Consider the following 23,212-nt stretch of genomic DNA (forward strand, 5'->3'; position numbering starts at 1 on the left):
TGGGTGCCGGCCTTCCTGCTGCGGCCCTGCCGTGCTCTGTCGCCTGCCGCCGTCGGCCGTCCGCCTCCGGCCTTCCGCCTGTCGGCGGGCGCCCGCTAGGAGGCGTAGGGGTCGGCGATGCCGACGTACTGCGTGTACAGGTACTCCTCGATGCCCTCGGCGCCGCCCTCGCGTCCGAGACCGGACTGCTTGACCCCGCCGAACGGTGCCGCCGCATTGGACACGACGCCCGCGTTGAGGCCCAGCATGCCCGTGTCGAGCCGCTCGCCGATGCGGAGCCCACGGTTCAGGTCCCGCGTGAAGACGTAGGCCACGAGGCCGTACTCGGTGTCGTTGGCCAGGTCCACGGCCTCGTCCTCGGTGTCGAAGGTGATGATCGGCGCCACGGGGCCGAAGATCTCCTCCTGCATGATGCGCGAGGTCCGCGGCACGTTCGTCAGCACGGTGGCCTCGTAGAAGTAGCCGTCACCCGTCACCGGCGCCCCACCGGTCACGGTCTGTGCGCCGTCGCCGACGGCCGCCGTCACGAGCTCGTGCACCTTGTCGCGGCTCTTCCGGTCGATCAGGGGGCCGAGCTTCGACTCGTCCAGGGTGCCGCGTGCCGGGGTCATGTGCTCCATGCGCTCCGCGAGGGCCGCCGCGAAGCGGTCCGCCACGGAGGAGTGCACGATGAAGCGGTTCGCAGCCGTGCACGCCTCACCCATGTTGCGCAGCTTCGCGAGCATCGCTCCCTGGACGGCGGCATCGAGGTCGGCGTCCTCGAAGACGAGGAAGGGGGCGTTGCCGCCGAGTTCCATGGAGGTCCTCAGGACGTTCTGCGACGCCGCGGCCAGCAGGCTGCGGCCCACGGGCGTGGACCCCGTGAAGGAGAGCTTCCGCAGCCGCGGGTCCTCGATGAGCGGTCCCGTGACCTTGCCCGCCGTCGTCGTGTTGACGATGTTGAGCACGCCGGCGGGGAGGCCGGCCTCCTGCAGGACGGTCGCGAACAGCGACGACGTCATGGGCGTGAGGTTCGCGGGCTTGAGGACCATCGTGCAGCCCGCGGCGATCGCGGGGGCGATCTTCCGGGTGGCCATGGCCAGCGGGAAGTTCCACGGCGTGATGAGCAGGCACGGGCCCACGGGCTTCTTGCTCACGAGGAGCCGCGACTTCCCGTCGGGGGACGTGGAGTAGCGGCCTGAGGCGCGGACCGACTCCTCGGAGAACCACCGGAGGAACTCGGCGCCGTAGGTGACCTCGCCGCGGGCCTCGGCGAGGGGCTTGCCCATCTCGAGCGTCATGAGCAGCGCGAACTCGTCGGCGCGTGCCGTGACCAGGTCGAAGGCCCTGCGCAGGATCTCGCCCCGCTCCCGCGGGGCCGTCCGCGCCCACTCGGCCTGCGCGGCGACCGCTGCGTCCAGTGCGGCCATGCCGTCCTCGGGAGTGGCGTCGGCCAGCGTCCGGAGGGTGCGGCCGGTGGCCGGATCCTCGACGTCGAACGTGGCACCGGACGCCGACGCACGCCACTCGCCGCCGATGAAGAGGCCTGTGGGCACCTTCTCGAGTACTGCCTTCTCCTGGTCGGCGGTGACAGCCATACTGAGCTCCTTCACGAAGATACTGGGGGTCGAGAACCGGGGGTCCGGGGCATCCCGGACGGGGACATCCCGCTCACGCTAGACCGGGCGGCGAAGGGGTGTCCAGTGAAGGCTGCACTCCCGGACCGCCTGTCCGTTGGACGAGTGCACAGGCTACGGGAGGGCGGCGCGGGCCGGGGTCAGCGCGCGGCGATCACCGCGGCGTACAGTTCGCGCTTGCTGACCCGGCTCTCGGCCGCCACGGCGGCCACGGCGTCCTTGAGCCGCATCCCGCCCTCGATCAGCGCGTTGACGTCGGTCACGTGGTCCTCGGGGCTCGACGGCGGCGCCTCCGGCGCACCGGCGACGACGACGGCGATCTCCCCGCGCACCTCCACGGCCTGGGCCCACTGGAGGAGCTCGAGGAGGGAGCCGCGGATCACCTGCTCGTGCACCTTGGTGAGCTCCCGTGCCACCGCTGCGGGCCGTTCGGATCCGAAGGTCTGCTGCAGCGAGCGCAGCATCGGTTCGAGGCGGTGGGGTGCCTCGAAGAACACCATGGTGCGGCGTTCGGCGGCGAGGTCGATCAGGCGTCCCGTCCGCAGGCCCGGCTTGCGCGGCAGGAACCCCTCGAAGCAGAACCGGTCCGTGGGCAGGCCGGACAGCGCGAGCGCGGCGAGGACGGCGGAGGCGCCCGGCACCGACGTCAGGTCCAGGCCCTCGGCCACCGCGGCCTCCACCAGCCGGTAGCCGGGATCGGAGACCGAGGGCATGCCCGCGTCCGTCACCATCAGCAGGGTGGCGCCGTCGCGCACGAGCTCGAGGAGTTCGGGGGTGCGCTCGGTCTCGTTGTGTTCGTGATAGCTGATGACCCGGCCGGTCACGGTCACGCCGAGCGCCTGCACGAGCCGGTGCAGGCGGCGCGTGTCCTCCGCGGCGACGACGTCGGCGGACCGGAGCAGCCCGATCAGCCGCTCGGTCGCATCACCCATGTTGCCGATCGGCGTGGCCGCCAGGATGATCCGGCCCCTGCCGCTGCCGTCGCCCGCGGTGCCGCGGTAGGCCGTCCCGGGGACGCGGGCCTCGGGATCCCCGGAGCCGTCCTCGGCGTCCTGTGCTCCCGGCTCGTCGCGCTCGTCGTGCTCGTCGTCGTGGGGTGCGTCCCGCTGGTCGTCGCCTGCGCGCGCATCCTGGCTCCCGTCCCAGCCCTCCCCGGGGTCGTCGCTGCTCGTGTCGGGGGTGGCGTCGTTGCGTGGCTGGTTCACCGGACCAGCCTAACCGCCGCGGCTTCCCGGGAACCCGGCCGCGGATCCGCCGGCGTGCGGACCGGCGTGCGGACCGGCGTGCGGACCGGCGTGCGGGGCCGGCACAGGTGCCGCCGGTAGCATGACAGGGTGAGCCACACCGCCGTCCAGCCCCGACGGGACAGTCCCCAGCCGGGCGGAGCCTGGATCGTGGCTCCCCTCCACGCCTACACGCGCGCCGGCCTCACCGAGCGGCTCCTCGGCGCCACCGCCCCGGGTGGGCCGCTCCGCTGGATCCTCCCGCTCGCCATGGCGGTGCTCGGCGGGATCCTGCGCTTCGTCCGGCTCGGCGAGCCCGGGTCCCTCGTGTTCGACGAGACGTACTACGTGAAGGACGCCTACTCCCTGCTGCAGTCGGGCTACGAGCGCGAATGGCCCGAGAACGCGAACGACTCGTTCAACGCGGGCGACCCAGGCGTCCTCCTGGACGCACCCAACTACGTGGTGCACCCGCCCGTCGGCAAATGGATGATCGCCTTCGGGATGCTCGTGTTCGGTTCCGACAACGCCTTCGGCTGGCGGTTCTCGGCCGCGGCGATCGGCACGCTCTCGGTCCTCCTCCTCGCGCTCGTCGCCCAGCGCATGTTCGGCTCCGCACTGCTGGGCGCCGCCGCGGGCCTCCTGCTCGCCATCGACGGACACCACCTCGTGGAGTCGCGGACGTCGCTGCTGGACATCTTCCTCAGCTTCTGGCTCCTCGCCGCGTTCGCGGCACTGCTCCTCGACCGCGACGACGGCAGGCGGCGGCTGGCGCGGCGCCTCTCCTCCCGCGTCGGCGACGACGGCCTCCCCTCGCCGGCACACCTCGCCTACGGGCCCTTCCTCGGGTTCCGGGCCTGGCGGCTCGTGGCGGGCATCTGCCTCGGCCTCGCCCTCGGGACCAAGTGGTCGGCCCTCCCCTTCATCGCAGCCTTCGGCCTCCTGACCGTCGCGTGGGACCTCAGCGCCCGGCGGATCGCCGGCGTCCACCACTGGGTCCGCGCGGGCGTCCTCAAGGACGGACCGCTCGCGTTCGCCTGCATGGTCCCGGTGGCGCTGCTGACCTACCTGGGCACCTGGACGGGCTGGTTCCTCTCGGAGGACGCCTACGACCGCACCTGGTCGGAGCGCAACCCGTCGGAGCAGTGGGGCTGGGTGCCGGACGGCCTGCGCTCGCTCGCCGAGTACCACCGGAGCGCGTTCTCCTTCCACCAGGGCCTCGGGACGGACCACCCGTACGAGGCGAGCGCCTGGACGTGGCTCCTCATGGGACGGCCGACGTCGTTCTTCTACGAGAAGCCGACCGGCTGCGGGGCCGACGCCTGCTCGCAGGCCGTGACGGTGCTCGGGAACCCGCTCATCTGGTGGAGCGCGGCGCTCTCCCTGCTCGTGCTGCTGTTCTTCTGGCTCGGCCGCCGCGACTGGCGCGCCGCGGCGATCCTCACCGGGGTCGCGGCGGGCTACCTGCCGTGGTTCCTGTACCCGGAGCGCACCACCTTCTACTTCTACGCGGTGTCCTTCGAGCCGTTCCTCGTGCTCGCCCTGGTGTACTGCCTCGGCCTCGTGCTGGGCGGACCGGGAGCGGAGGGGCCCCGCCGCCGAAGCGGTATCGTGCTCGTGGGGCTCTTCCTCGCCGTCGCCGTCGCGCTGTCCGCCTACTTCCTGCCGATCTGGACGGCCGAGGTCATCCCGTACGACCAGTGGCGCATGCGCATGTGGCTGCGGAGCTGGATCTAGGGCCGAGGCCCCTCTGCAACGAAAGCGAGCACTCGTGCGCGAAGCCATCACGGAACTCCTGGTCGACCTCCCGACGACCAGCAACACCACGGACCTCCTCCTGCGCACCCACGACGCCGATCCCGGACGTGCGCTGTACGCGCTGCAGTCCGCGGGGCAGTGGCGGGACGTCTCGGCGGCGGAGTTCCTCCGGCAGGTGGGCTCCGTGGCCAAGGGCCTGATGGCGCTCGGCGTGCGGCCCGGCGACGCCGTCGCCGTGATGTCGAAGACCCGCTACGAGTGGACGCTCGCCGACGTCGCGATCTGGTTCGCCGGGGCGGTCACCGTTCCCGTCTACGAGACCTCGTCCGCCCACCAGGTGGCGTGGATCCTCGAGGACGCCCGGCCGGCCGTCGTCTTCGTGGAGGACCAGGGGAAGGCGGAGATCGTCCTCGACGCCGCCGGGAGGTCGAGCCGCACGGACACCACCACCGTGGTCCACCTGTCCGGCAGCGCACCCGCCGGGGCGGCCGCCCTGACGCTCGCCGCCCTCGTCGAGGCCGGGGTGGGGGTGTCCGATGCGGCGCTCGAGGCCGCACGGAGCTCGCGCGGCCTGGCGGACGCGGCCTCCATCGTCTACACCTCGGGCACCACGGGCCGGCCGAAGGGCTGCGTGATCACGCACGGCAACTTCGCGCTGTTCGCGGTCAACACCCTGGAGTTCCTGCCCGAGTTCCTGAAGCAGGAGGACGCCCGCACGCTCATGTTCCTCCCCCTCGCGCACGTCCTGGCCCGCGCCGTGCAGGTGGTGTGCTTCACCGGCGGCATCAAGCTCGCGCACTCCGGGTCGGCGGCGCAGCTGCTGCAGGACCTGACGACGTTCCGGCCGACGTTCCTCCTCGCCGTCCCCCGCATCTTCGAGAAGATCCACGCGACGGCCGGCCGTCGGGCCGCCGACGCCGGCAAGGGACGCCTGTTCGCGGCTGCCGAGCGGACCGCCGTCGCCTACTCGCGTGCCGTCGACGCCCGCGGACGGGGAGGGCGCGGACCCTCACCCGTGCTGCGTGCGGCGCATGCCCTCTTCGACCGCAGCGTCTACCCCCGGCTGCGCGGCGTCTTCGGCGGTGAGGTCACCTACACCGTGTCCGGCGCCAGCCCGCTCAGCGAGCATCTCGTCCATTTCTTCCGCGGCGCGGGCATCCTGGTCCAGGAGGGGTACGGCCTGACCGAGAGCACAGCGCCGTGCACCGTGAACACCGTGCCGCTGACGCGCGTGGGGTCCGTGGGTATCCCGATGCCCGGCACGAGCGTTCGACTCGACGACGACGGCGAGGTCCAGGTGAAGGGCGCGGCCGTCTTCGCCGGGTACTACCGCAACGACGAGGCGACCGCCGCGGCCTTCACCGGGGACGGGTACTTCCGCACCGGTGATCTCGGCTCGCTCGACGAGGACGGCTTCCTGACCATCACGGGCCGCAAGAAGGACCTCCTCGTGACCGCCGGCGGCAAGAACGTGGCGCCCGGGCCCCTCGAGGAGAAGCTCCGGGAGCACCCGCTGGTCGGGCAGGCCGTGGTGGTCGGCGAGGGCCGTCCCTTCATCGGCGCGCTCATCAGCCTGGACCGCGAGGCTCTCGGGCCCTGGGCCGCGGCGCACGGGAAACCGGGCCTGACCGCCGACGACGCCGCCCGTGACGACGACGTCCTCGCCGAGCTGCAGACCGCCGTCGACGCCGCGAACGCGACCGTCTCCCAGGCGGAGGAGATCCGGCGCTTCACGGTCCTCGACGTCGAGTTCACGGTGGAGTCGGGGCACCTGACGCCGACCCTGAAGCTGAAGCGGGCCGCCGTCGTCGCCGATCACGGGGACGCGCTGGCGGAACTGTACGGAGCGGCGAGGCGCTAGGCGCGGTACCCCTTACCTCTCCCCGCACCCGGCGCGGCCGCCCAGACCCGGAGCATCTCCCCCGGCTCCTTCCGCGCACCCGGCTCGGCCGCCCAGACCCGTGGCACATTGCCACCGGGTCTGGCCGCCCGGCGCGGCGGCCAGGCTCCGAGGGGGTGCTACGAGGCTTCCAGCGCCTCCCGATTCCTCGCCTGGGCGGCGTCCTGCGCCAGCATCGACCGCTCACGCCGCGCCTTCGTGGGCCACGTGAGGATCAGCGTGAGCAGGGTCGCCCCGAGGACGAGCACTGCGACCGTGATCGCAGAGTCGGTCCAGAACTGCTCGGGGAACAGCCGGATCAGGGTGTCGTCGACCCGGAAGGTCCAGCTCCCGTCGGCGAAGAACAGGGCATGGACCTGCGTGAAGAAGGTCTCCCAGGCCAGCACCGCGAGCACCGTCAGGGCGGCGATCCCCACGAGCGTCAGGACGGCCCCCGCGAACAGCGCGCGCCGGATACCGCCCTTGTACCGCCGTGCGAGATAGACGCAGGCCACCACGGACAGCACGAAGAGCACCAGCGCGACGAAGAAGGACAGGCCGAGCACGCCCTTCACGTCCGCCATGTGACCCACCTCGGACTCGAGGAACAGCGGCTCGCCCTCCGGCGTCACCAGCCCGCCCAGGTACCGGGCGGGCGCGAAGTTGAGCACGTAGTCGAGGGCATAGGACCCGTAGGTCATGCGGTCGTCCAGCGAGAAGCCGTACTGGTCGTCGGGGAAGCCGGGCCGGTGGTACTCGAGCCAGAGGAACGACGACGTCGCGACGGCGCGGACGGCTGCCGCCACCACGACGACGGGGAAGAAGAGAGCGACGACGACCTGGAGGAAGCGCGGGAGGACGGGCTTCGCGGCCACGGCCTGGTCGCGGACGGCGGCCCGGCGCGCGGCGTCCTTGTCGGGGGGACTCGCCGAGAGCGACGCCGTGTCGGTGGACGGTTCGCGGGAACCCGACGACCCACGGCCGCTGCTGCTCGGCGCTGCCACTGCGGCCGCTCCAGCAGCCGCCCCAGCAGCCGCGGCGGGTCGGTGATCCGGCGCCGGACGAGCGTCCGCGTCGGCGTCGGCCCGGGCCGGAGAGTGGTCGGAAGTGTCGGTGCCCTGCGGTCCCTCGTCGGACGCCGCCGTCCCGACGCCGTCCGCCGAGGGGGCGGCGGAAGGGGTCGTGGCCCCCGTGCGGGGCGTCGCCGTCGCCGGTGCAGCACCAGCGGCGGTGGCCCCGGCAGCCGACGCGCCCGGCACGGCGGGCATCATCCGGGTCGCGGTCCCGCCGCCGTCGCCGGAGGAGGCGTCACCTGCAACGGTTCCACCGGACGAGGTATCAGCTGACGGACGGGCATCGGAGTCGTCGGGATGCCGGTCACCCACGGAGTCGGGCGCAGAGTCACCCAAAGAGTCGGGTGCAGAGCCGCTCGCGGACTCGGGCGTAGAAGAGGCGTCGGCCCGGTCGTGTGCGGAGTCGCTCGCGGAGTCGGGGAGAGTGTCATCGGCCGGGTCCTCCCCCGTGACGCCGGACAGGTCGGGCATCGTGCCGGCCTTCCGCCGCGGCAGGTCGTGGCGCTGGGCCACGCCCGATGCGGGCTGGTCGTCCCGGCCGGCCGCACCGTCCTCGGCGGGAATCGACGAATCGTCTGCGCGGCGCATGCCTGAAGCGGTCGAACCGGTGCTGTCCATCTCTGCCACTGCGTTGTCTCCTCGATCGGTGCCCGCCGTCACTGCCTCCGGCGTCTTTTCGACACTACCGGGCATTCGGGCACCCCGACGGGAGGCTCCCCGCGCACCGGCCCGGGGTCAGGCGGTGATGACGGCGTCGCCGCGGTCGACGACGCCGAGGTCCCCGCGGTGCCCGGCCGTGACGGCCCGGCGCCCGAGGACGAGCGTGTACGCCCAGTAGCCCGCGAGGACCAGGAGGCCGATGGTCAGGCGGAGCCACGGCGGCAGTCCGCTCGGCGTGACGAAGCCCTCGACGAGGCCGGAGACGAGCAGCACCAGCACCAGGCCGAGGGCCACGGTGATGAGGGACCGCCCCTCCTCCGCGAGGGCGACCGAGCGCAGCCTGCGGCCCGGCGCCACCCACGCCCAGAAGATCCGCAGCCCGGCGGCGGTCGCGATGAAGATCGCCGTCAGCTCCATGAAGCCGTGCGGCAGGATGTAGAGGAAGAAGACATCGAGCCGGTCGTAGGCCGCCATCGTGCCGGCGGCCATCCCGACGCCCTGCGCGTTCTGGTACAGGATGACCGCCGGCCAGATGCCGGTGACCCCGAAGGCGACGGCCTGCAGGGCGATCCATGCGTTGTTCGTCCACACCAGCCCCGCGAAGGACGCGGCAGGGTTCTCGGAGTAGTAGTCGATGAAGTCCTCCTCCACGTACCGGCGGAGCGCCTCGTCCGTCCCCAGCGCACCGATGACGCCCGGCGTCGCCGCCACCCAGAATCCGTAGAGCGCGGCCACCCCGAGGAAGACCGCGCCGATCACCACCGTGAGCCACCGGACGCGGTAGAAGGCGGCGGGCAGCGAGAACACGAAGAACTGCGCCACGTCCTCCATGAAATGGGACCTCGCCCCGGTGAAGCGGGTGCGGGCACGGGACAGGCGGGTGGACAGCGCTCCGGACAGGGCACTCTCGGGATCGACCGAACGGATGATGGACAGGTGCGTCGACACGCGCTGGTACAGGACGAGCAGCTCGTCCGCCTCCGCGCCGTCCAGCCTGCGCCGGCGCACGAGGTCGTCCAGGCGTTGCCAGTCGCTGCGGTGCACGGCGATGAAAGCGTCCACGTCCATGCGCCCCACCCTATAGTCCCGTCCGCCGACCACCCGCTGTGGGCGCACGCCGGCGATAGGCTGACCCCATCGCATCCAGCCGACCCAGGGGGAACACATGAGTCCGGTCGTCACCGGCGAGGCAGTCGTCCTCGAACTCAGGCCTGCCGGCTTCGCGGCCCGCGGCGTCAGCATCCTCATCGACGTCGCGGCGCAGCTCCTCGTCGCCGTGCTCCTGATGCTGCTCATCGGGAACGTCTTCGGCGGCGTCCTCGACCCGGCGCTCACGTCGGCGCTCCTGATCGCCGTCGTCGTCCTCCTCCTCGTCGTCGTGCCGGTGACGGTAGAGACCCTCACCCGCGGCAAGTCCCTCGGCCGCCTCGTGATGGGGCTGCGGATCGTGCGCGACGACGGCGGCGCCATCCGCTTCCGCCACGCCTTCATCCGCGGGATGCTCGCCGTCTTCGAGATCTACCTGCTCGGCGGGTCGCTGGCGTTCCTCGTGTCCCTGTTCAACGAGCGGTCCAAGCGTCTCGGCGACCTGCTCGCGGGCACCTACGCGATGCGGGAGCGCGTCGTGGCGAGGCCGCGCGCGCTCGCCGTCATGCCGCCGGGGCTTCAGCAGTGGGCCGCGACCGCGGACATCGGCCGCCTGCCCGACGCCCTCGCCCGCAGGATGTCGCAGTTCCTCGCCCAGGCGCCGAAGCTGACCGCGCAGGCGCGGTATGCCCTGTCCGTGGACCTGGCCGGTGAGGCGAGCCATCATGTCTCACCGCCGCCGCCCGCGGGCACCCGTCCCGAGGAGTTCCTCCATGCCGTGATCGCCTCGCGCCGCGACCGTGACTACGCGGCGATGGCCCGGCAGCGCGAGCGCACCGAGGCGACGGCGAAAAGGCTCCACACGCTGCCGTTCGGCTAGCAGAGCCCGGGACCCGCCTCTACGGCTGGCCGACCCACTCGTCCCAGGGCACGTTCCAGTCGCCGAACCCGTCCCAGACGTACATGGGGCCGTAGCCGGTATTGAGGATCTGCACGACGTCACCGGGACCGAAGGTGTCGTAGAAGTACTTGGCACCCTCGGGAGACATGCCGATGCAGCCGTGCGAGACGTTGATGTTGCCCAGGGCCACCTGCGCTGCCGGGAGCGCCTCGTGGACGAACGCGCCGCCGTTGCTCAGCCGGCTGGCGTGGTTCACGACCGTGGGCGGGTAGTAGGCGGGATCGCCGGGCTTCAGCCCGATCGACTCCGCCGTGAACTGCGTGGACTCGTAGTGCTCCATCACGACCATGTACCCCTCGGTGGAGGGCCATTCCTCGGTGCCGAGGGTGATGGGGAAGGTCCTGTCGAGCTTGCCGTCGAGGTAGACCTTCATGGTCTTCGTGGTGTTGTCGACGACGGCGAGGCGCGCGTTGTGCGTCTTCACGGTCATCGTCGTGTCCGCGTTGCCGATCATGCCGTTGCCGAAATCGACGCCGAAGAGTTTCGATTCCACGGTGATCGTGCTGTTCGGCGCCCAGAAGGTCTGGGGGCGGTAGCGGACCTTGGTGTCGGTGAGCCAGTAGAAGGCGCCGGGCTGGCCGCTGGTGCTGGTGACCGTGATGGCCTTCTCCACGGCATCCCGGTTCGTGACGGGCTCGCTGAAGCTGAACTCCAGCGGCTGTCCCGTGCCCACCGTGCTGCCGTCGCGCGGGAACATCGAGGCGTCGGCCTCGTTCGCCGGTTCGACGGTCGTGAAGCTCGACGTCTCCCGCTGCGGCTGGCCCGCCGAGTCGAGCACGGTGTAGGAGAAGGTGTAGGCGGTGTCGAAGGCGAGCCGTTCCGTCGCCGTCCAGCTCGTGCCGTCGGCAGAGAGGGTGCCCGCCACGGGAGTCCCGCCCGCGCGCGGAGCCAGCTCGACGGCGTCGAGGGTCGCCCCCGCGACCGTGATGGCGGCGACGGTGGCGGGGTTGACGGCGTACGCCTCGTCCGTGGGCGTCAGGCCCACGGTGTACTCGCCGGCGGGAGCCTGCGGATCCCCGTCCGCCGCGGCCGGGGCGGGGTCGGCCTGCGGGTCCTGGGCGGCGGCGGGCGACGACGACGCGGACGAGGGTGCCGGCGAGGCCGAGGGCGACGCCGGATCGTTCCACGGCGACGCGGTCGCGATCCCCACACCTCCGCCGACCACGACGACCGCGGCGGCCCCGATGGCCGCGATCTTCCAGCCCTTCCGGCGTGCCGCGTCCCTGCCCGATTCCTGCTTCATGCGCATGCATCTGCCCTTCGATGTCGCTTCCCGGTGCGATGCTACGCGACGGCGCCGACCACCCGCCGCAGGAAGCGGCGGGTCGTCGGCAACGATTCGGCAGCGATCGTCAGCAGCCGGCGCCGCCGGTCGGCGGCGGTGCACAGAGGGTCCGGGGGCGGCCCTAGTAGCGGTACTGCTCGGACTTGTACGGCCCGGCGACGTCGATGTCGAGGTACTCGGCCTGACCCTTGGTGAGTTCCGTGAGTTCCACGCCGAGGGCGTCGAGGTGCAGGCGCGCGACCTTCTCGTCGAGCATCTTCGGCAGCACGTAGACCTCGTTCTCGTACTCGCGGTCGCCCTCGGCGTCCTCCTGCTCGAACTTCGTGTAGAGCTCGATCTGCGCGATGGTCTGGTTCGCGAACGAGTTGCTCATGACGAACGAGGGGTGGCCGGTGGCGTTGCCCAGGTTCAGCAGGCGGCCCTCGGAGAGCATGATGATCGAGTGCTCCGCCACGCCCGCGGCCTCGTCGGCGGGGATAACCCACTCGTGGACCTGCGGCTTGATCTCGATCTTCCCGACCCCGGGGATGCGGCCGAGCCCGGCGATGTCGATCTCGTTGTCGAAGTGGCCGATGTTGCCGACGATGGCCTGGTGCTTCATGCCCGCCATGTGGCGGGCCATGATGACGTCCTTGTTGCCGGTGGTGGTGATGAAGATGTCACCCTGCGCGAGCACCGTCTCGAGCTTCGCCACCTGGTAGCCGTCCATGGCCGCCTGGAGGGCGCAGATGGGGTCGATCTCCGTGACGATGACGCGGGCGCCCTGGCCGCGCAGGGCTTCCGCCGCACCCTTGCCGACGTCGCCGTAGCCGCAGACGACGGCGACCTTGCCGCCGATCAGGACGTCCGTGGCCCGGTTCAGGCCGTCGGGCAGGGAGTGGCGGATGCCGTACTTGTTGTCGAACTTCGACTTCGTGACGGAGTCGTTGACGTTGATCGCCGGGAACAGCAGATTGCCCTGCGCGGCGAGCTGGTAGAGGCGGTGCACGCCCGTCGTCGTCTCCTCGGTGACGCCCTTGATGCCGGCGGCGATCGTCGACCACTTCTGCGGCTCCGACCCGAGCGTGGAGCGCAGGGTGTCGAGGAAGACCGTGTACTCGTGCGAGTAGTCGGCGTCGCCCTCCTGCGGGTTCGCCGGGACCGCGCCGAGCGCCTCGAACTCGGCGCCCTTGTGCACGAGCATCGTGGCGTCGCCGCCGTCGTCGAGGATCATGTTGGGGCCGAGGCCCTCGGCCTGTCCCGGCCAGGTGAGGATCTGCGTGGCGGTCCACCAGTAGTCCTCGAGCGATTCGTTCTTCCACGCGAAGACGGGGACGCCCGCGGGCTCCTCGACGGTGCCGTTCCCGACGACGACGGCGGCGGCGGCTTCGTCCTGGGTGGAGAAGATGTTGCAGGACGCCCAGCGGACCTCGGCGCCGAGGGCGGTGAGCGTCTCGATGAGGACGGCCGTCTGCACCGTCATGTGGAGAGACCCGGCGATCCGGGCGCCCGCGAGGGGCTGCGCCTCGGCGTACTCGCGGCGCAGGGCCATGAGCCCGGGCATCTCGTGCTCGGCGAGGCGGATCTGGTGGCGCCCCGCCTCGGCGAGGGAGAGGTCGGCGACTTTGTAGTCGAACATGGTGCTGTTCCTGCCTGTGGGTCGTGGGGGAGGTCTGCGGGCGCCTGCCCTAGGAGGTGGCCGCGCCCTCGAGTAGTTCGGCGCGGAGCAGCACGGGGATGCCCTCGTCGAGTCCGTAGGTGAGCGTCCCGCCGTCCGGCCCCGGCGCTGTCGACCGGAGGACCGGGCCCTCCTGCACGAGCTTCGACCCGGTGACGGGGCAGCGGAGGACATCGAGCAGCCGTGCTGGGAGGTTCGCCATGAGGTAGCTTTCGCTCGGGAGGGACGGGAAATCGCGCACCCCAAGTCTAGCGCGGGAGCGGTGACCCGTCGGCGCCCGTGTACCCGGGCGACGGCGGGCGGATCAGGGTTCGGGCAGGATCCGCAGGTGGCCGCGCCGGGGCCCCGTGACGCCGGCCGGCGGCTCCATGGGTGCCTTGCTGCCGCGCTTGCCCGCGGGAGCCTGCTCGACGGCCGGTTCCGCCGCCGCTTCCCGCACCGCGTCCGCGAGCGCCAGGAGGTCGTCCGAATTGTGCTCCGGCGGGGCGTCGGGGAGCGTCAGGCGCACCACTTCCCAGCCCCGGGGGACGGTCAGGCGCCCGGCGTGCACGGCGCACAGGTCGTAGGTGTGGGGCTCCGCGTACGTGGCGAGGGGGCCGAGGACCGCCGTCGAATCCGCGTAGACATAGGTGAGGGTGGACATCGCCCGCCGCTGGCAGGCGGATCTGGAGCATTGACGGAGTGATCCCACGATCGGCAAGCCTACCGGGCTTTGGTCCGCCTGCCGGGCAGGACGCGCACCGGGGTCTCCTCGACGTCCTCCACCGTCGTCCCATTCGGGAGTGCGGCAGCAGGGCTCAAGGCTTAGAGTCTTTACATGCAGGATGCCTCCTCTTTTTCGGTCAGCCTGACCGATCCCACGTCCACCGAAGGACGTCAGGCACGGTCGTTCTACGAACGTCGGCGCAATCGTCGTGGGCGTGGCATGCGCGGTGAGCTCTTCCCGCAGCACCTCCCGGCGTCCCGGTCCCGCTCCGAGCAGTTCGACGACTGGGTGATGGAGTCCGCGCAGCGGCTCGAGCGCCTCTGGGGCGAGCGGATCCAAGACCTGCAGATCGTGGTGCAGGAGATCCCCGACGGCCTTGAGGAGATGACGTCCGACACGCTCCGCGGCCTCCTCGGCTCCTGCTCCCCCGCCGCGCCCGGAAGGCCGGCCGTCATCACCATCTACCGCCACCCCGTCCTCATGGCCGCGAAGGCCCTGCTGCCGGTCAACGAACTCGTGCACGACGTCGTCGTGGAGCAGACCGCCGAACTGATGGGCCTCGCACCGGAGGTCGTGGATCCCGCCTACGGCCGTTCCCAGGCCTGACCGGAGTTCCGGGCAGCTAGTACCCGAGCTCCACGGGGATGCTCTGCGGGCCGGTCGCGCCCGCCGGTACCGCGGCCACCGACAGTCCGGCACGCGCCCCGGGCAGGGTCATGACCTGCGCGCCGTACACCGGGTCCCCGGTCGCGTCGATGACGACCCCGGCCGGCGCGCGGCCGAGCGAGGACGCCGGGACCGTGACGGACGTGCCGCCCGCGAGGCCGATCACCACGGGGTCGCCCAGCGTGCCGTCGGCCGCGACGGGGGTCAGGGTGACCTCGCCCCTGCCGCTCGGCGCTCCGAGCACGAGGGCCGTGTCCACGCCCTCGGCCAGGGCCATGGCGTGGTCGGCGCCCAGGCGCGCGGCGGAGGGCGCTCCGGCGAAGTCGACGGGCTTGCCGCCGTCGATGCCGCGGGTGATGCGCGCCGATGCCACCACCGAGACGTCGGAGGTGACGGCGATCGTGTAGGTGCCCTCCGGCAGGTCGGTGAGGGCGACGGTCGTCACCGACCCGGCCGCGGCCGTGCCGACTCCCCCGCCGGGCAGCTCCACCACGCCGTCGGGTCCGTAGACCTCGATGTCCAGGACGGCGTCGCTCGTTCCGGGGACGAGCACCTGGAGTTCGGGGGCCGCTGTGCCGTGGCCCTCCTGCTCGCGGATGCGCCGCGCCGTTCCGGCGTCCTGCACGACGACGCCGGGTACCACCTGCGTGACGCCCGCCGCGGCGGTCGGTGACAGCAGCTCGAGGCCTCCCGGGGTGAGGCCCCGCAGCACGCTCTGCTGGACGATGCCCGTGATGCGACCGCCGTCGCTGCGGACACGCACCGCCACCTGCTCCTGGACGCCGGCGAGGCCGCCGAGGACGATGCGGCGGGTCTCGCCGGGAGCGACGAGCTGGCCCCGGGCCCCTGTGGCCTCGATCGGGCCGTCCTGGCCGTACAGCTCGAGGTCCACGGTGGCGGGCGTCCCGCTGGGGTTGGTCAGCGTGAGGATCGATGCCTGGCCCACGGTCGTGGAGGCTCCGAGGATCCAGAAGTCGCTCGAGGGCACCTGGCAGCCCGTCGCGGCCAGCCCCCGGAGGTCGCCGTCCGTGGCGGTGTACGTGGCGGTCGCGGCGGCCACCGGGGTGAGGCCGCCCTGCGGCTGTGCGCGGAAGAGCGTGGGGGCGTCGACGGCGACGTCCCGGGCGACGCCGGCGAGGCGGCTGGTGAGCCCGTCCGCGCCACTGCTGGCCGGGCCCTCGGCGAGGGAGGCGGCGGGCGCGAAGTCCTGGATCATCGCCAGCGGTGCGCCGCCGCCGACGGGCAGCAGCCCGCTCCCGGTCAGGGTGGCGCTCAGGTCGCTGAGCACCATCGCCGCGACCGTGGTCCTCGCTGTCGAGGACGCAGGGCTGAACTGGGGGTCCGCACCCTCGTCGGCCGCCTCGAGGAGGCGGGGCGGGGCGGGGCACACGGCCGTGTAGTCGCCGGCGGGCACGGTGGCCGCCGGTACCGCGAGGTCCGTCGCCGGGGGCCGGACCAGGTCGTCCGTGGCCCCGGAGGCGATGGCAGCGGTCGCGGCGAGGAGCACGACACCCGCGACCGCGCCGACCGCGGTGCCCCTGCGGGCACGACGGAGCACGCCGCCGGTCGCCGCCCTGTCCCGGGCCACCGCGCGCGCGGCGATCGCGGCGTCCGCCGGTGCCGCCTCCGCGACAGGTGCGGCCTCCGGCCCGCCCGCCCGGGGCACCTCGTGCCCGTCGCGCCGCGTGCGTCCCCGGATCACATCGAACCTCTTCCACTGGTGACGGGCTGCGGTTCGGCGTCGAGCGTTCCCGCGTCGCCGGCACCCGTCGCCGCGCGCGGGGACGGGCCGGGGCGGCTGCCGTGCGGGCGCCCCGTGGGCCTGACGACGCGGCCCTGCGACGGGAGGGGGATGGCCAGGAGGAGGGTGAGCGTGAGGAGCACCGCCTGCACGGCCTCGGCCCAGGGGTGGAAGGGGCTCACGTAGGACACCGTCACCTCGCCCCCGTCCGCGGACAGCGCGAACGCCTGCTGCCACCCGTCGGACGTGGCATCGAGCCGCTCGCCGTCGAGGCTCGCCTGCCAGCCCGGATCGGACTCCTCGGCGAGCACGAGCTTCCGCCCGCCCTCCCCGGGCGGGACGGTCCCCCCGGCGAGGACCGCGGAGGAGGAGATCGTCGCCTGCGTCCGGCCGTCGGCGTCGACGACCCGGACGCGCGCCGTGCGGTCGCCCGCGTCCTCCGTCCCGTCGTCGAGGGTCGCCGGGACCACCCGCCAGAGGCGTCCGGCGTCCGTGTCACCGACCGCTGTGAGGCCCGGGACCGCATCGATGCGGCCGCCGAGGAAATCGCCGGCGGTGCCGGACTGCTGCAGGACGACGAACCCGACGCCGAGATCGCGCAGGTCGCCGCGCGGATCGGCGCCGGTCGCGCCGACGATCACCGCGACGGTCGTCCGGAGGGTCCGTGCGGATGCGCTGTCGTCGGCCGGGGCGCCCCCACCCTGCAGGGTGCGTGCCGCGTAGACCGGGTTGAGCGCGTCCAGGGTGGTCCCGGATCCGCGCATGAGGGACGCCGTCACGGTGTCGTCGTCGTCGACCGTGATCACGAGCGTGCGTGTCCGGTCGGGACCGTCGCCCCGGTCCGCGGCGGTGGCCGGCAACGGCCGCTCGGCGGCGGGGGCGAGCTCGACGGCGGTGCCGAACCCGGTGGTGTCCGGTCCCGCCTCGGGTGCCTCCTCGGCCGGTGTCCCCGGGATGACCACGGGTTCGGCCACCACGGCGGGCGGTCCGCTCACCGCGGGGGCCAGCCACAGGCCGAGGCCGAGCACCGGCCCGACGGCGAGGACCACCCCGCCCGCGAGGCGGAGGGAGCGGCGTGCTGCCGGCCGGCGTCCGGCGGGCGGGGCGTCGAGTCCGGGGAGGCCCGACAGGGCCGCGGCGAGGAGGCAGAGGGCGACGACGGACACGAATGGTCCGGGGAAGACCGGGAGCAGCGATGCGGATCCCAGCGCGACGGGGAGGAGGGGCGCGACGGCGGCCAGCACGAGCGCCAGGACGGCGAGCAGCCAGAGCCGGCGCGCGATCCGGCCGCGCCCGGAGAAGAGGGCGACGGCGGCGAGCACCACGACGGGCCCGCCGATGAGGACGGCGGCGACGAGCGACCACGGCCCAGCGCCCAGGAACCCGGCCGCGGCGGGCGGGAGCATCGGGTCGAAGGACACGGGGAAGCCGAGGAGGTGCTGCCAGGAGGCGGCCGGGTCGAAGGGCGTCGGCACGCCCGGATCGCCGAGGATGCCCCGGGGGGAGCGCACCGCCGACAGGGCGTACGGGAGGTGGAGCGCCACGACCGGCACGAGCGCCCACCACAGGGTGCGGGCCCGGCGTCCGCCGAGGACCAGCGTGACCGCCAGTCCCACGACGACGACCGTGAGGAGGGAGGGGGCGCTCGCGGTGACGATCGCGAGGACGAGTCCCGCGCAGGCTCCCGCGGTCCAGCTCCTGGTCCCGCCGACGCCCGGGAGGACGACCCCGTCCGGGAGGATCCGCGACGGCAGGCCGGCACCCACCGCGCGGACGACCCCGAGCAGCGCCAGGGGCAGCAGCAGGTGGGCGATCAGCGCGCCGAGGCGGCCGCTGCCGAGGGCGACCTGGAGCGCCGGTGCGGCGCCCCAGAAGAAGGCCGCCCAGAGGCGCAGCCCCCGCGATCGCGTCAACGCACCGGCCGCGATCCACGCGGACAGGCCCGCCAGCGGCAGGGCGCAGACCACCGTGACCACGATCATCGTGTTCGCCGAGCCGAACCCCGCGAGGGACAGGAGCCAGAGGACGTAGGAGAACGGCGAGCCGTGGGCGGCGTATCCGGTGCCGAGGCCCGTCCACCAGGTCGTCGCGTTGGCCCAGATGGCCGCGGGGGTCTCCGCCGCCGGCAGCAGTGCTCCGCCGGCGACGGCGCCGGCGCCGACGAGCCGGTGCAGGCCCGTCAGGGCGGCGGCGAGGAGCACGACGACGGCGAGCACCGCTCCGGCCCCGGTCCACAGCCGTGCGGGTGTGGCGAGGGCCGCGAAATCGTCGTTGCTGTCGCCGGACGGGATGTACTCCTCGGTGGGCTGCAGCGGCTCGGCGCCGGGGTGCGCGCCGCGGGAGGTGAAGGCGTCGAGGACGGACCTGCGGTGGGACCAGACGTCGCGACGGGAGGTGACGAGCGGGCGGACGATCGAGCGCGGGCGCTGCCGGGTCCTGGCGGTGGAGCGGCGCGAGCGCCAGAGCTGCAGCGGCCGGCAGACACCGCCGAGGCTGCCGAGCAGCTGCCCGGTGCCGTGCGCCGGATCCTTGGCGAGGAGCCCGAGGACGAGGCGCGCGAGTCCGCCGAGCACTGCGCCGACGGCGAGGAGGGGGACGTTCCAGGGGGCCGCATGCTTGAGCCGCAGGTAGACCTCGGCGGCGCGGGCGGCATGCGGCGCGGAGACCGGGTGCGGCCTGGCGGGAGCATGGCGCATCACCGCCGCGGGTACCACCACCACGCGGTTCCCGGCGAGGCGGTTGCGCCAGCAGAGGTCGACGTCGTCGCCGACGCCGTGGAGGGCGGGGTCGAACCCGCGGAGGGAGTCCCACACGTCGCGGCGCACGAGCATGCCGGCGGAGTTCACGGCGAACACGTCGCTGCGGGCGTCGTACTGGCCCTGGTCGTGCTCGTCGACGTCGATGAGCGTGAGCCGCTCGGCCCACCGGCTGACGGACAGGCCCACGTCCACCAGTGCGCGGCGGTCGTCCCAGGCCACCTGCTTCGCGCCGGCGACCGTCACGGAGGGCGCCCGCTCGACGGCGTGGAGGAGTTCCGCGAGCGCGTCCGGTTCGGGTGCGGAATCGTCGTGGAGGAGCCAGAGCCAGTCGGCGGCGTCCCCGGGGGCACCCCGGTCGGGGATCTCCGCGACGGCTGTCCGCACGGCGGTGCCGAAGCCGGCACGCGCGGGCGCGCCGACCACGGGGCTGCCCGTGGGCAGGTCGAACTGGAGGATGGAGGCCGAGGTGTCCGTGGACCCGGTGTCCACGCCGACGCAGAAGTCGGCCCGGCGCGTCTGGCGCTGCAGTGCTTCCAGGGTGCCCGGAAGGTACTCGGCGCCGTTGTGGGCTACGACAACGGCGGTGACGCGGAGGTGCTGCGGGATCAGACCGCTCGCTTCCGCAGTCTGCGGCGCTCGCGCTCGGAGAGCCCGCCCCAGATGCCGAAGCGCTCGTCGTTCTCCAGCGCGTACTCGAGGCACTCGGACTTCACCATGCAGGAGCCGCACACCTTCTTGGCGTCGCGCGTCGAGCCGCCCTTCTCGGGGAAGAACGCCTCCGGGTCGGTCTGCGCGCACAGGGCGTCGGCCTGCCAGGAGAGTTCGCCGTCGTCGTCGATGTTCCCGGGCACCATCGGCTGCACGGTCCAGGACGGCGACGCGACGGGGGTCAGGGGACGCGCATCGTGCAGTGCGCCGGGGAGGATGCGGAAGGACTCGGGGTCCGCCATCGGGAGGACGAGGAGGCTGCTCGGGCCCTGCTCCACGTCGGGCAGTCCTGCGAGGGCCTCCTGGGCGGCGAGGAAGGCCGTGGCCTGGTCCTCGAGCGGGGACCGCGTGACCTCGCGGTACCGCTCCCCCGCCAGGGGATCGGCGGGGTCGAGGAACCAGTCGGCAGGAACGCCCCTCGAGCCGTAGCGGGCCGATGCCTGCGCTGCGATATCTGGTCGTGCGTGAGTGCGTTCTGCCTGCCCCATGGATAAGCCCTTCCGGTGTTTCCGTTCCAACATCAGCGTGGGTCGACCCTCGCGCCCAGCTGCTGGAACCAATCCGATACCTAATTACACGGGTGTAAGTCGATTTTCGTCAAGCGGCCGGGCGGATGATATAGATTCGCTATCTCCAAATCACGAGCGCCACGCCGGTCCGACTACCTGTCTTTGTCGGCGTGTCCAAGTAGTCTCCGACGTAGCCGAAGGGGCCCATCATGCCACAGACACCCGCAGGCATCCTGACCGATATGCGGTCGCTCAGCCCCGCCTCCCCGCGCCTGATCTGGTACGGCCAGGAGGGCCGGATCGAGCTGTCGGGACGCGTGTTCGACAACTGGGTCGCGAAGAGCTCCAACCTCCTCGTCGACGAGCTGGATGCAACCGCCGCGAGCCGTGTCGCCTTCGACCTGCCGCCGCACTGGAAGTCCCTCGCGCTCGCCTTCGCCTGCTGGCAGGTGGGTGCGCTCGTGGTCCTGCCCGAGGACGGGGAGGCCCCGGCGGCCGGCGCGGACATCGTCTTCTCCTCGCGCACCGCACCGGCAGTCGATCCGTCGAGCCTGCTCGTCTGCGTCGCCCTCGGATCGCTGGCGATGAGCTGGGACGGGCCACTGCCGGGCGGAGCCGTGGACTTCGCCGGGGAGGTGCGGTCGCACGGCGACGTCTACCTGGGCCGATCCGCCGACGCCGGTGCCCCTCTCGTGGTCGTGGGAGGCCGGACGCTCTCGGCGCAGGACCTGCTGGACTCCGTGGCGCTGCCCGCGGGTGCCGGAGACGGCGGGGCGGGGCCCCTCCTGCTCGAGCCGGGCGTCCCGCTCCTGAGGGCCCTCGGCGCGGCGCTGGCCGTCTGGACGCGGGGCGGCGCGCTCGTCCTCGTCGAGGAGGGGGTGCCCGTCACCGACCGCATGCTGGCCGGCGAGCGGGTCACGGGCCGGTTGGGGACTGCCTGACGGGCTCGCGTGCCGCGCCGGTCTGCGGCCGGAGGATCTCCTTGTCGTGGCTGAACTCCGGCTCCTCGTCGAGTTCGACATTGAAGACCCAGAAGCGGTACGCGACGAACCGCACCAGGGTGGCGAGGACCGTGCCGAAGATCCCGACGAGGAACAGGGCGCTCGGCTCGGTGACGTCGAAGCCGTACTTGGCCACCCACACGCAGCCGGCGGCGATGCCCATGCCGATGACGTTGATGAAGACGAACATGAGGAGTTCGCGGGCAGCGTTCGGCTGGCGGCGGTGACGGAATGTCCAGTAGCGGTTCGCGACCCAGGCGAACATCGTGGCGATGCCCGCCGAGACGAACCGGGCCTTGACCTCGCTGCCGCTCATGGGACCGTGGATCAGGTACCAGTACAGCCCGTTGTCGATGACGAAGGCCACGCCCCCCACGGCGCCGAATTTCGCCACCTCGCGCCAGAAGAGGGACGCGAGTCCCCTGATCCTGTCCATGAGTCCTGCCACTGCTTACCTCCGCGGTCGGTCCGGACGCCGCCGCGGGGCATGTCTCCCGGCGACTGCAGGACGAACCGCGAGAGGGGCCGGCAGAGCAAGCCACCCCGGCTGACCTTTGCATGGCGTGTTTCGACCCTATTTTACGGTGTCGTGCCCCCACCCGCGTCGACAATCCGGTCCTGGCAACCTGAGAGCTTCCCGGCAAGTCGCCGGAAGATGCCGCGCCGCGCCCGGCCGATGGCGGGCCCGGACCGTGCCGTGGGTACGCTGTAACGGTGACTTTTCCCGTGATAGGCGTGATCGGCGGCGGCCAGCTCGCCCGGATGATGGCCGGTCCTGCCGTCGAACTCGGACTCGAACTCCGCGTCCTGGCGGAGGGGCCGGACGTCGCGGCGGTGGCTGCCGTGGCCCGGGCGCAGGTCGGGGACTACCGCGACCTGGAGACGCTCCGGGCCTTCGCCGCGGGCGTCGACGTGCTGACCTTCGACCACGAGCACGTGCCGGGTGAACTGCTCGACCGGCTCGCCCTCGACGGCGTCGCCCTCCACCCCTCGCCCCCGGCCCTGCGCCACGCCCAGGACAAGCTGGTGATGCGGCGCGCCGTCGAGGACCTGGGCCTGCCCAACCCCGCATGGCGGGCCGTGAGGACCCTCGCCGACGTCGAGTCCTTCGCGGACGCCACGGGGTGGCCCGTGGTCCTGAAGACACCGCGCGGCGGGTACGACGGCAAGGGTGTCCTCGTGGTGCGGGACGCCGCCGGCCTCGCCGCTGCCGGGTCGTGGCTGACCGGCGGCGAACTGCTCGTCGAGCAGTTCGTGCCCTTCCGCCGCGAACTCTCCGTGCTCGTGGCGCGGCGCCCGTCCGGGGACGCCATCACGTGGCCGGTCGTGGAATCGATCCAGGTGGACAGCGTGTGCGACGAGGTCCTGGCACCCGCGCCGGACCTCCCCGGCGAGGTCGCCGCCGCCGTCACCGCCGCCGCGCTGCGCCTCGCCGAGAGCCTCGGCGTCACGGGCGTCATGGCCGTCGAGCTGTTCGAGACACCCGGCGTCGGGGCGGGCTACCTCATCAACGAACTCGCCATGCGCCCGCACAACTCCGGCCATTGGACCATGGACGGTGCCGCTACGGGCCAGTTCGAGCAGCACCTCCGCGCGGTGCTCGACCTCCCGCTGGGGGCGACGCACGCGATCGCCGAGCACGCCGTCATGAAGAACGTCCTCGGGGGCGCCAACACCGACCTGTACGGGGCCTACCCGTCGGCCCTGTCCTCAGGTACGTCCGCTAAGGTGCACGTCTACGGCAAGGGCGTACGCCCGGGCCGCAAGATCGGCCACGTGAACGCGCTGGCGGTTCCCGGCGAGCCGCTCGCCACCGTGCGCGCGAGGGCCTCGAGGGTCGCCGCGATCCTCCGCGACGGCACGGACCTGCCCTCCGCCGAGCAGGATCGACCGAAGGGAATGCAGTGACGAACGCCCAGGTAGG

Annotated in this window: 18 protein-coding genes; 6 read left to right on the plus strand and 12 right to left on the minus strand. The window is 72.6% G+C overall.

The window, feature by feature from the left end:
- Nucleotides 1-95: 95 nt before the first annotated feature.
- On the minus strand, nucleotides 96-1,577 hold the full coding sequence (locus tag CXQ97_RS06885) for an NAD-dependent succinate-semialdehyde dehydrogenase (RefSeq protein ID WP_104180107.1): 1,482 nt from the start codon (nucleotides 1,575-1,577) through the stop codon (nucleotides 96-98).
- Nucleotides 1,578-1,756: 179 nt separating this feature from the next.
- Nucleotides 1,757-2,578: a 16S rRNA (cytidine(1402)-2'-O)-methyltransferase gene (gene rsmI, locus CXQ97_RS06890; protein WP_258062422.1), complete on the minus strand. Its 822-nt coding sequence runs from the start codon at nucleotides 2,576-2,578 to the stop codon at nucleotides 1,757-1,759.
- Between the two features lie 531 nt (nucleotides 2,579-3,109).
- Here rsmI and CXQ97_RS06895 point away from each other — a divergent pair.
- Both CXQ97_RS06895 and CXQ97_RS06900 read left to right on the plus strand, forming a co-directional pair.
- The gene (locus CXQ97_RS06895) at nucleotides 3,110-4,576 is read left to right on the plus strand and encodes a dolichyl-phosphate-mannose--protein mannosyltransferase (protein ID WP_104180324.1); all 1,467 of its coding nucleotides are present in this window, start codon (nucleotides 3,110-3,112) and stop codon (nucleotides 4,574-4,576) included.
- A 34-nt stretch (nucleotides 4,577-4,610) separates the two neighbouring features.
- Nucleotides 4,611-6,458 (plus strand): long-chain fatty acid--CoA ligase, encoded by a 1,848-nt coding sequence (locus CXQ97_RS06900; RefSeq protein ID WP_104180109.1) that lies wholly within the window; start codon nucleotides 4,611-4,613, stop codon nucleotides 6,456-6,458.
- A 158-nt stretch (nucleotides 6,459-6,616) separates the two neighbouring features.
- On the opposite strand, the gene CXQ97_RS06905 is transcribed toward CXQ97_RS06900, so the two are convergent.
- Together CXQ97_RS06905 and CXQ97_RS06910 are read right to left on the minus strand one after the other, a co-directional pair.
- The gene (locus CXQ97_RS06905; protein WP_258062374.1) at nucleotides 6,617-8,137 is read right to left on the minus strand and encodes a TIGR01906 family membrane protein; all 1,521 of its coding nucleotides are present in this window, start codon (nucleotides 8,135-8,137) and stop codon (nucleotides 6,617-6,619) included.
- A 147-nt stretch (nucleotides 8,138-8,284) separates the two neighbouring features.
- Nucleotides 8,285-9,277 carry a stage II sporulation protein M gene (locus CXQ97_RS06910; protein WP_104180110.1) on the minus strand — a complete coding sequence of 331 codons (993 nt, stop codon included), beginning with the start codon at nucleotides 9,275-9,277 and terminating at the stop codon, nucleotides 8,285-8,287.
- Between the two features lie 97 nt (nucleotides 9,278-9,374).
- Between CXQ97_RS06910 and CXQ97_RS06915 the strand changes: the two genes are divergently transcribed.
- The gene (locus tag CXQ97_RS06915) at nucleotides 9,375-10,175 is read left to right on the plus strand and encodes an RDD family protein (protein ID WP_104180111.1); all 801 of its coding nucleotides are present in this window, start codon (nucleotides 9,375-9,377) and stop codon (nucleotides 10,173-10,175) included.
- A 19-nt stretch (nucleotides 10,176-10,194) separates the two neighbouring features.
- On the opposite strand, the gene CXQ97_RS06920 is transcribed toward CXQ97_RS06915, so the two are convergent.
- The 4 genes from CXQ97_RS06920 to CXQ97_RS06935 form a co-directional block, all read right to left on the minus strand.
- Nucleotides 10,195-11,505 carry an Ig-like domain-containing protein gene (locus CXQ97_RS06920; RefSeq protein ID WP_258062376.1) on the minus strand — a complete coding sequence of 437 codons (1,311 nt, stop codon included), beginning with the start codon at nucleotides 11,503-11,505 and terminating at the stop codon, nucleotides 10,195-10,197.
- Nucleotides 11,506-11,662: 157 nt separating this feature from the next.
- On the minus strand, nucleotides 11,663-13,159 hold the full coding sequence (ahcY, locus tag CXQ97_RS06925; RefSeq protein ID WP_104180112.1) for an adenosylhomocysteinase: 1,497 nt from the start codon (nucleotides 13,157-13,159) through the stop codon (nucleotides 11,663-11,665).
- Between the two features lie 49 nt (nucleotides 13,160-13,208).
- The gene (locus CXQ97_RS06930; RefSeq protein ID WP_258062386.1) at nucleotides 13,209-13,439 is read right to left on the minus strand and encodes a hypothetical protein; all 231 of its coding nucleotides are present in this window, start codon (nucleotides 13,437-13,439) and stop codon (nucleotides 13,209-13,211) included.
- A 63-nt stretch (nucleotides 13,440-13,502) separates the two neighbouring features.
- Nucleotides 13,503-13,889, minus strand: a complete 387-nt coding sequence (locus CXQ97_RS06935) for a DUF3499 domain-containing protein (protein ID WP_146069590.1) — start codon at nucleotides 13,887-13,889, stop codon at nucleotides 13,503-13,505.
- 126 nt (nucleotides 13,890-14,015) lie between these two features.
- Between CXQ97_RS06935 and CXQ97_RS06940 the strand changes: the two genes are divergently transcribed.
- Nucleotides 14,016-14,510, plus strand: coding sequence for a metallopeptidase family protein (locus tag CXQ97_RS06940; protein WP_146069591.1), 495 nt, complete (start codon nucleotides 14,016-14,018; stop codon nucleotides 14,508-14,510).
- A 16-nt stretch (nucleotides 14,511-14,526) separates the two neighbouring features.
- Here the strand turns inward: CXQ97_RS06940 and CXQ97_RS06945 are convergent, their stop codons facing one another.
- Genes CXQ97_RS06945 through CXQ97_RS06955 form a run of 3 tightly spaced genes read right to left on the minus strand, consistent with a single transcriptional unit; the run spans nucleotide 14,527 to nucleotide 20,266 of the window.
- Nucleotides 14,527-16,272 (minus strand): DUF5719 family protein, encoded by a 1,746-nt coding sequence (locus CXQ97_RS06945; RefSeq protein ID WP_258062387.1) that lies wholly within the window; start codon nucleotides 16,270-16,272, stop codon nucleotides 14,527-14,529.
- Complete coding sequence (locus CXQ97_RS06950; protein WP_181034999.1) at nucleotides 16,269-19,772, minus strand: glycosyltransferase family 2 protein; 3,504 nt, start codon at nucleotides 19,770-19,772, stop codon at nucleotides 16,269-16,271. Before CXQ97_RS06950 ends, CXQ97_RS06945 begins: the two co-directional genes overlap by 4 nt.
- Nucleotides 19,676-20,266 (minus strand): WhiB family transcriptional regulator, encoded by a 591-nt coding sequence (locus CXQ97_RS06955; protein ID WP_104180117.1) that lies wholly within the window; start codon nucleotides 20,264-20,266, stop codon nucleotides 19,676-19,678. Before CXQ97_RS06955 ends, CXQ97_RS06950 begins: the two co-directional genes overlap by 97 nt.
- Nucleotides 20,267-20,496: 230 nt before the next feature.
- On the opposite strand from CXQ97_RS06955, the gene CXQ97_RS06960 reads away from it, so the two are divergent.
- Nucleotides 20,497-21,228 (plus strand): TIGR03089 family protein, encoded by a 732-nt coding sequence (locus CXQ97_RS06960; RefSeq protein ID WP_104180118.1) that lies wholly within the window; start codon nucleotides 20,497-20,499, stop codon nucleotides 21,226-21,228.
- Here the strand turns inward: CXQ97_RS06960 and CXQ97_RS06965 are convergent.
- Nucleotides 21,203-21,724 (minus strand): GtrA family protein, encoded by a 522-nt coding sequence (locus CXQ97_RS06965; RefSeq protein ID WP_104180119.1) that lies wholly within the window; start codon nucleotides 21,722-21,724, stop codon nucleotides 21,203-21,205. The two genes, CXQ97_RS06960 and CXQ97_RS06965, sit on opposite strands and share 26 nt — an antisense overlap.
- A 278-nt stretch (nucleotides 21,725-22,002) precedes the next feature.
- On the opposite strand from CXQ97_RS06965, the gene CXQ97_RS06970 reads away from it, so the two are divergent.
- Nucleotides 22,003-23,196, plus strand: a complete 1,194-nt coding sequence (locus tag CXQ97_RS06970; protein ID WP_104180120.1) for a 5-(carboxyamino)imidazole ribonucleotide synthase — start codon at nucleotides 22,003-22,005, stop codon at nucleotides 23,194-23,196.
- The last annotated feature ends 16 nt before the right edge of the window (nucleotides 23,197-23,212 follow it).

The sequence above is a fragment of the Arthrobacter sp. B0490 genome (assembly GCF_002929355.1).
Lineage (GTDB): Bacteria > Actinomycetota > Actinomycetes > Actinomycetales > Micrococcaceae > Arthrobacter_D.

Coding starts and splice junctions, on each gene's coding strand:
- CXQ97_RS06885 (WP_104180107.1), bottom strand. CDS start 1,577: ATGGCTGTCACCGCCGACCAGGAGAAGGCAGTACTCGAGAAGGTGCCC.
- CXQ97_RS06895 (WP_104180324.1), top strand. CDS start 3,110: ATGGCGGTGCTCGGCGGGATCCTGCGCTTCGTCCGGCTCGGCGAGCCC.
- CXQ97_RS06905 (WP_258062374.1), bottom strand. CDS start 8,137: ATGCGCCGCGCAGACGATTCGTCGATTCCCGCCGAGGACGGTGCGGCC.
- CXQ97_RS06910 (WP_104180110.1), bottom strand. CDS start 9,277: ATGGACGTGGACGCTTTCATCGCCGTGCACCGCAGCGACTGGCAACGC.
- CXQ97_RS06915 (WP_104180111.1), top strand. CDS start 9,375: ATGAGTCCGGTCGTCACCGGCGAGGCAGTCGTCCTCGAACTCAGGCCT.
- CXQ97_RS06920 (WP_258062376.1), bottom strand. CDS start 11,505: ATGCGCATGAAGCAGGAATCGGGCAGGGACGCGGCACGCCGGAAGGGC.
- ahcY (WP_104180112.1), bottom strand. CDS start 13,159: ATGTTCGACTACAAAGTCGCCGACCTCTCCCTCGCCGAGGCGGGGCGC.
- CXQ97_RS06940 (WP_146069591.1), top strand. CDS start 14,016: ATGCAGGATGCCTCCTCTTTTTCGGTCAGCCTGACCGATCCCACGTCC.
- CXQ97_RS06955 (WP_104180117.1), bottom strand. CDS start 20,266: ATGGGGCAGGCAGAACGCACTCACGCACGACCAGATATCGCAGCGCAG.
- CXQ97_RS06960 (WP_104180118.1), top strand. CDS start 20,497: ATGCCACAGACACCCGCAGGCATCCTGACCGATATGCGGTCGCTCAGC.
- CXQ97_RS06965 (WP_104180119.1), bottom strand. CDS start 21,724: ATGGACAGGATCAGGGGACTCGCGTCCCTCTTCTGGCGCGAGGTGGCG.